This window comes from Moraxella sp. (assembly GCF_024227015.1).
Lineage (GTDB): Bacteria > Pseudomonadota > Gammaproteobacteria > Pseudomonadales > Moraxellaceae > Moraxella.
On record NZ_JAAELD010000383.1, the window covers coordinates 1 to 6,210 of the forward strand.

Below are 6,210 nucleotides of genomic sequence, written 5' to 3' on the forward strand. Positions count from 1 at the left end.
GTAATTCACCCCTACAACACCGTATTAAATTTATCATTTGATTAGCATAAAATAAATGGCAATTTAATCATCATTTAATCAATTTTTTAAAATGGTTAAATTAAAATTTATTTTAAATTTGAGATTGTAGGGGCGAATTGCAATTTGCACAAATGATGATTTACCCATTTTAAAACCCATTTAAAAACCCAAACCCAACACGGAAATAACATGGCAACCCAATCCACCTACGACTATCAAAACCACCCTGCCACCAAAGACCCTGCTTGGGTCAAATACACGCTCATCGCTTTGGCGGTGTCGTTTATGGCGGTCATGCTCGTTGTGCCACTGATTGCCGTGTTTTATGAAGCCCTAAAAGACGGCGTAAATGCCTATCTGTCCGCCCTTGCCGACCCTGACGCTCTGCACGCCATTAAGCTGACCTTAATCACCACCGCCATTGTCCTGCCTATCAATACCGTGATTGGCGTGGCGTTGGCGTACCTGATTACTCGGCACAAATTTCGGGGCAAATTTATCATCACGACCTTGCTGGATTTGCCCTTTGCGGTGTCGCCTGTCGTGGCGGGCTTGATGTTTGTGCTACTGTTTGGGGCAAATACACTCATCGGCTCGTTTTTTGAGAGCCTAGGTATAAAAATCATCTTTGCCACCACAGGCATTGTGCTTGCCACACTCTTTGTAACCTTTCCCTTTATCGCCCGAGAGATTATTCCGCTCATGCAATCCATTGGCGACAGCGAGGAGGAGGCAAGTCTCACGCTTGGGGCGAACGGCTGGCAGATGTTTTGGCACGTTACCCTACCCAATATCAAATGGGCGTTGCTCTACGGCATTATCCTAACCAACGCTCGGGCAATGGGCGAGTTTGGGGCGGTGTCGGTCGTGTCGGGGCATATTCGGGGCGAGACGAACACCATGCCCCTGCTCATTGAGATTGCCTATAACGAATATGCCTTTACCACCGCTTTTGCCCTGTCAAGTCTGCTTGCCTTGCTTGCCCTTGTTACCCTTGCGGTGCAAAATGTGATGAGCCGTAAAAAGGTTGGGCGAAGTTGAGTTTTTAAAATAAATTGGGCGAATTTTTGGGATATGCTGAACTAGGTTTTCCGTTCGCCCTGAGCTAAGTCGAAGGGTGAAAGAAAACCTTTTCATGTTTCGACAAGCTCACCACGAACGGTTTTCTTAATAACAAATTTTTAAACCAAAACCTAAATTCATCATTAACACGGATACCACCATGAGCATAGACATTAAAAACATTCATAAACGCTTTGGCGAATTTACCGCCTTAAATGACGTGAGTTTCTCGGTCAATTCTGGCGAACTTGCCACCCTGCTTGGGCCTTCAGGTTGTGGTAAAACCACCCTTTTGCGGATTATTGCAGGGCTAGAAACGTCCGACACAGGGCGGATTTATTTTGACGGTACAGACGTAACCGACACGCCCGTGCAACAGCGTGGGATAGGTTTTGTTTTTCAAAACTACGCCCTATTTCGCCACAAAACAGTCGCCCAAAACATCGCTTTTGGCTTAGAACTACTCCCCAAACACCAACGCCCCACAGGGAGCGAGATTATTAAGCGAGTGGCAGAACTTCTTGATTTGATTCAACTTCCCCACACCAAAGACCGCTATCCGCATGAGCTGTCGGGCGGTCAGCGTCAGCGTGTGGCATTGGCTCGGGCGATTGCCACAAATCCCAAATTATTGCTCCTTGATGAGCCGTTTGGGGCATTGGACGCCAAAGTGCGTAAAGAGCTACGCACGTCCCTACGCCAAATCCAAAAGGACATTGGCATCACGTCCATCATGGTAACACACGACCAAGAAGAGGCGGTTGCCGTGTCGGATACGGTGATCATCATGAATCATGGCGTGGTGGAACAAATGGGCAAGCCTGATGAGCTGTTTGCCCGTCCTAATAGTGAATTTGTGGTGGATTTTTTGGGGTTGTGATTTATAGTAGTTCCCGTTTATTTGGTTAATTGCCGCGAATCAATAATGTCTTAGACGTCCATTTACCCACAAAAATTTTGCGAAAGCGTGGTGAAATTTGTTACAATGGATGAAATTTTAACGTATTATTGACATGACGATGCATTCACACAACGAAGAGCCACAGGACAAGCCCCAAGGATTATTAGAGAATTTCGCCCAGATCAGCGGATTGGACAGCGATCGACTGGCAGAAGATCTGTTCGTAAGTTGGCAGCAGACACTTGGCAGCATCAAGCACAGCTATGCCGCTGCAACAAGCAATCTGATCGATGAGATTCAGGCGCCCGTCATGCAATCGCAGATTAATGATGCGCTATATAATTATGTTGTCAAGAAAGTCGGCATGGTTCACGATCTTAAGCTTGAAATTCATGAAGGCTGGCTGCGCTTGTCTACGACGGTGAATTTCAAGGGAATTTTCGCCAGTGTGGCGAGCAACTTTGAATTGGTACATTTGCAGCTTGATCGCCATACTCAGCGCGTCGTACTGCGCCAGATCAGCGATACAGATGTATTGGAGCTGCACAGCAAATCATGGTGGCAAGCACCTTTGGCAAAATTTGCAGTCAATACCTATCGCACGCTATTTAAAAAAGACCCTCTGCCTTTCATCTTAAATAAGATTAAAATCAAAGGCGTTCCATTCACCGAGCATAAAGGCAACGTGATCTATCTTGAAATCGGGCGCTGGCTAAAGAACAGCGAACAAATCATGAGCATCATCAAAAAAGTGCAAATCAATCAAGGCATCCTAGCCAAAGAACAGCTTATCTTACGTGCTGAGCCTAATTTTGGTGAGATTCTAAGCTTGGGCGATCCGAACAGTCCTGTCATCACCGAAAAAGACAACCCAAATAAACCATCCAAAAAATAAACCCAATAAAAATAAAAAATCCCCGATCTGGGGATTTTTTGGTTATTAGCCGACACGCAGTATGTCGGCATTCATTCCATCCCACAGCTGATGAGTGGCGATGGCAAGTACGCCTATGTCGCCTTGTTTTTGCATATCAGTAAGACTCTGCCACACTCTTAGGCGAGTGGCAGTATCCAGCCCTGCAAAAGGCTCATCAAGCAATAAGATACTTTTTGGCGACAGCAGTAGGCGAGCCAACGCCACGCGGCGACCTTGACCGCCTGATATTGCCATACCATATTCACCCAGTGGGGTATCTAATCCCTTGGGCTGCGCTTTTGCCCAGTCAGACAGTCCCACTTTATCCAGTACCGCCCACAGCTCATCATCACTCGCCGCAGGCTTACCAAGACGTAAATTATCCGCCAGACTCTGATCAAATATATCCACACTCTGCCCTAAGAATCCCAGCGAGCGACCAAAGTCCACACGCTGATAATCTATACCATTGATCTGTATCTGCCCACCGACTAACGGTATCTCACCTGCTAGCGTAGCCAGCAAGGTGGACTTACCCGCCCCTGATGCTCCAATGATGAGAGTGGGCGCATGATGGCTTAGCGTGGCATTGATGCCTGTCGCTGACATGACCGCTGTCGGCATTTTCACCGAGACATCAGTTAGTGTGATGGTGAGACTACCGGTTAATGTCTGCTTAGCCTCATTGGCATTGACCATCATCAACTCGTTAATGCGCTCTTTGGCATTGACGCTTCTGCCGTATGCCAATGGCTCACCAACCAGTGTAGAGATGATTTCCATGAGTCCGAACACCCCCAGAGTTAAGGCAAGGATGATGGCAGGATTTAGATCGGCATAGCTGTTTAACGTCTCTACACGAAATGGAACAATCGCATTCTGCTCAAAATACTGCCCTGCCACTGCCAATAACGCCACCACAGCTAAGGCGATGATCAGCTGAATGAATGCTTGGGTGCGTCTTTTTAGGCGCAGCACATTAGCGGTATGCGTTGAATGCTTGGCATCAAGGGCGTTCATCTGCGTTACCGCATCGCCCCATCTACCCCATGTCAGTAGCGAAGTCAATGCTGGTAGTGTGTTTAGTAGGGTATTTTTACGTTCGACAATGAGCCTATTCTCTGTCTTGGCAAGTGTAATGCCGCGGCGCGAAGTCATGATGGCAAGCACCAACGATAATGCCATACATACCACCGTCATGACAGCCGAAGGTAAGCTTATTAGCACCAACAGCGACAACACGATGACAGCCACGCTTGCAACGATGAGCGGCGACACCACTCGCAGCGGGAATTCATCCAAGACATCAATGTCACTGACCAGACGCTGCATCGTCTCGCCACTACTGCGTGTCATGGCATTGTTGTTCATGCGTGCTGACAAAGGCAATCTCGCCCAATGCGAAAAAAATCGAACCCGAAGATCCTTTAACAGTCCAAATACCGCATGATGCGACACCATTAGATCGCCATAACGGGCAAAGGTTCGCGCGATGGCAAAGCCACGAATGATGGCAGATGGCATTAGGTAGTTAAAGGCATGACTGCCTAGAGCAATAATCCCCGCCACACTTGCCATGGTGATAAACCACCCTGCCAGCATGACCAGCCCTAGCACCGAAAGCACGGTCGCAATGCCTAATACCCACGCGATGAACCACAGCACCTTTTGACTGGTGAATAGCTCGGTCAAACGAAAAGGCCGCTTACTGATGTTGGTTTGATTGTTATGGTTAGCTTGTTTATCCAAAAGTCCTTGCACGTCTTGTCTGTCTTGTCCATTCATGCTGCACCGCCTTGCTGTTTACCAAGCTCATAGACTTTATCAAAATTATCAGCAGCCACCTGCGCCTTGTCATGCGTTACCCAGATTACGGTCTTACCGGCACTTAATCTGGCCAATAACGCCCAAATCATCGACGCTGTCTCAGGATCTAAATGCTCAGTCGGCTCGTCAAGCAGCCAGACTTTAGCATCTTGGAGCAGTAGCTGAGCAATCGCCAATCGGTGACCTTGACCACCTGATAGTCCGCCGCCACGCTCAGCAAGCACAGTGTTTATGCCATTTGGCAACTGATTGACAATATCCCACAGGGCGACATCTTTAAGAACTTGGACGAGCTCATCATCGCTGGCAGATGGCTTGGCAAGGCGTAAATTATCCGCGATCGACATCGGTAGCAGCGGCACGGTCTGAGACAGATAGCCGATATCCGCGCGTAGTCTTGATACATCAAGATCAGCATAACGCATCAATTTACCATCAGCATGGACGATAACATCGCCCTCAAAGTCACCAAAGCCAAGCAAAATATGCAGCAGTGTTGACTTACCCGCGCCGCTCTCGCCCATCACCGCGGTACGTTCACCCGCACCAAATGTCAAGCTCGTGGGCGAGAGACGCACACGTCCATCATCGCCAAATGCCGTAATGTTCTTAAGTTCAAAGGCAGGCGAGCTCTTTAATGTCATGGCAATGTCACCCAAAGCCTTGGTCTTAAAACCAAGCATTGGGGCGATCGATTTGGCAGATGCCGTTGCTTGCCCTTTAACGTGATATTCCGCCCCCAGACGACGAAGTGGCGCATAGAACTCAGGCACGAGTAGTAGGATAAATAATGCCGTGCTATAAGTTGTCAGTAGCTGCCCTTTCGCCCATGGTAAAATCCCCATCAAACCAAAGCCAAGATACACCGCCACCAGTGCTATCGATAACGCTGATAAGAACTCTAACACCGCACTGTTTAAAAACGCGATCTTAAGCACATCCATCGTACGCTTGCGGTAATCTTCTGAGCTATTAGCGATGTCTGATACGGCAATGTCCACCGCCCCGAGTCGTGACAAGGTATTCACCCCACGAATCCAGTCCAAGAACCGTCCACCAAGCTGCGCCAAGGCATCCATCTGCTCACGGCTTCTACGAGAGGTAGCGATGCCAATAATCGCCATAAAAATCGGTACAAGCGGCGCTGTCACCAACAAAATCACCGCCGCCATGGGGCTATAGAACGCCACACATCCCGCCAAAATCAAAGGCGTAGTCACGGCAGTCATTTTTTGAACATTAAACCGAGCATAGCCAATCAGATGATCAGGTTCATCGATTGCCTTTGTCGATAGCGCGCCATCTGCGCCAAAATAACGTCTCGCCTGCCCAAGCTCACCTAATTTACCCAGCAGCTTGGCACGTACTGAGCTTGCTACTTTTAGACCTGCATCACTTAATAGATAATCTCTGGCATAACCGATGCCAATACGCCCTGCCATACACCCAAACAATAAAGCCAAATTCAACCACAAGCCACTAC

Annotated in this window: 4 protein-coding genes and 1 pseudogene; 3 read left to right on the top strand and 2 right to left on the bottom strand. The window is 48.2% G+C overall.

Annotated features, from left to right (window positions below):
- Positions 1–210: 210 nt before the first annotated feature.
- From cysW to GY683_RS08840, 3 genes and pseudogenes are all read left to right on the top strand, one after another.
- Complete coding sequence (gene cysW / locus GY683_RS08830) at positions 211–1,062, top strand: sulfate ABC transporter permease subunit CysW (protein ID WP_297288377.1); 852 nt, start codon at positions 211–213, stop codon at positions 1,060–1,062.
- Between the two features lie 181 nt (positions 1,063–1,243).
- Positions 1,244–1,957: pseudogene (locus GY683_RS08835) on the top strand (sulfate/molybdate ABC transporter ATP-binding protein); the annotation flags it as partial.
- Between the two features lie 139 nt (positions 1,958–2,096).
- Entirely contained in the window at positions 2,097–2,879 is a 783-nt protein-coding gene (locus GY683_RS08840; RefSeq protein WP_297288378.1) for a hypothetical protein, read from the top strand.
- 45 nt (positions 2,880–2,924) lie between these two features.
- On the opposite strand, the gene GY683_RS08845 is transcribed toward GY683_RS08840, so the two are convergent.
- Together GY683_RS08845 and cydD are read right to left on the bottom strand one after the other, a co-directional pair.
- A complete protein-coding gene (locus tag GY683_RS08845; protein WP_297288379.1) occupies positions 2,925–4,685 on the bottom strand; it encodes an amino acid ABC transporter ATP-binding/permease protein in 1,761 nt (586 codons plus the stop codon).
- Positions 4,682–6,210, bottom strand: a 1,529-nt coding sequence (gene cydD / locus GY683_RS08850) for a thiol reductant ABC exporter subunit CydD (RefSeq protein ID WP_297288380.1), incomplete at its 5' end; no start/stop codon positions are given. The genes GY683_RS08845 and cydD, both read right to left, overlap by 4 nt.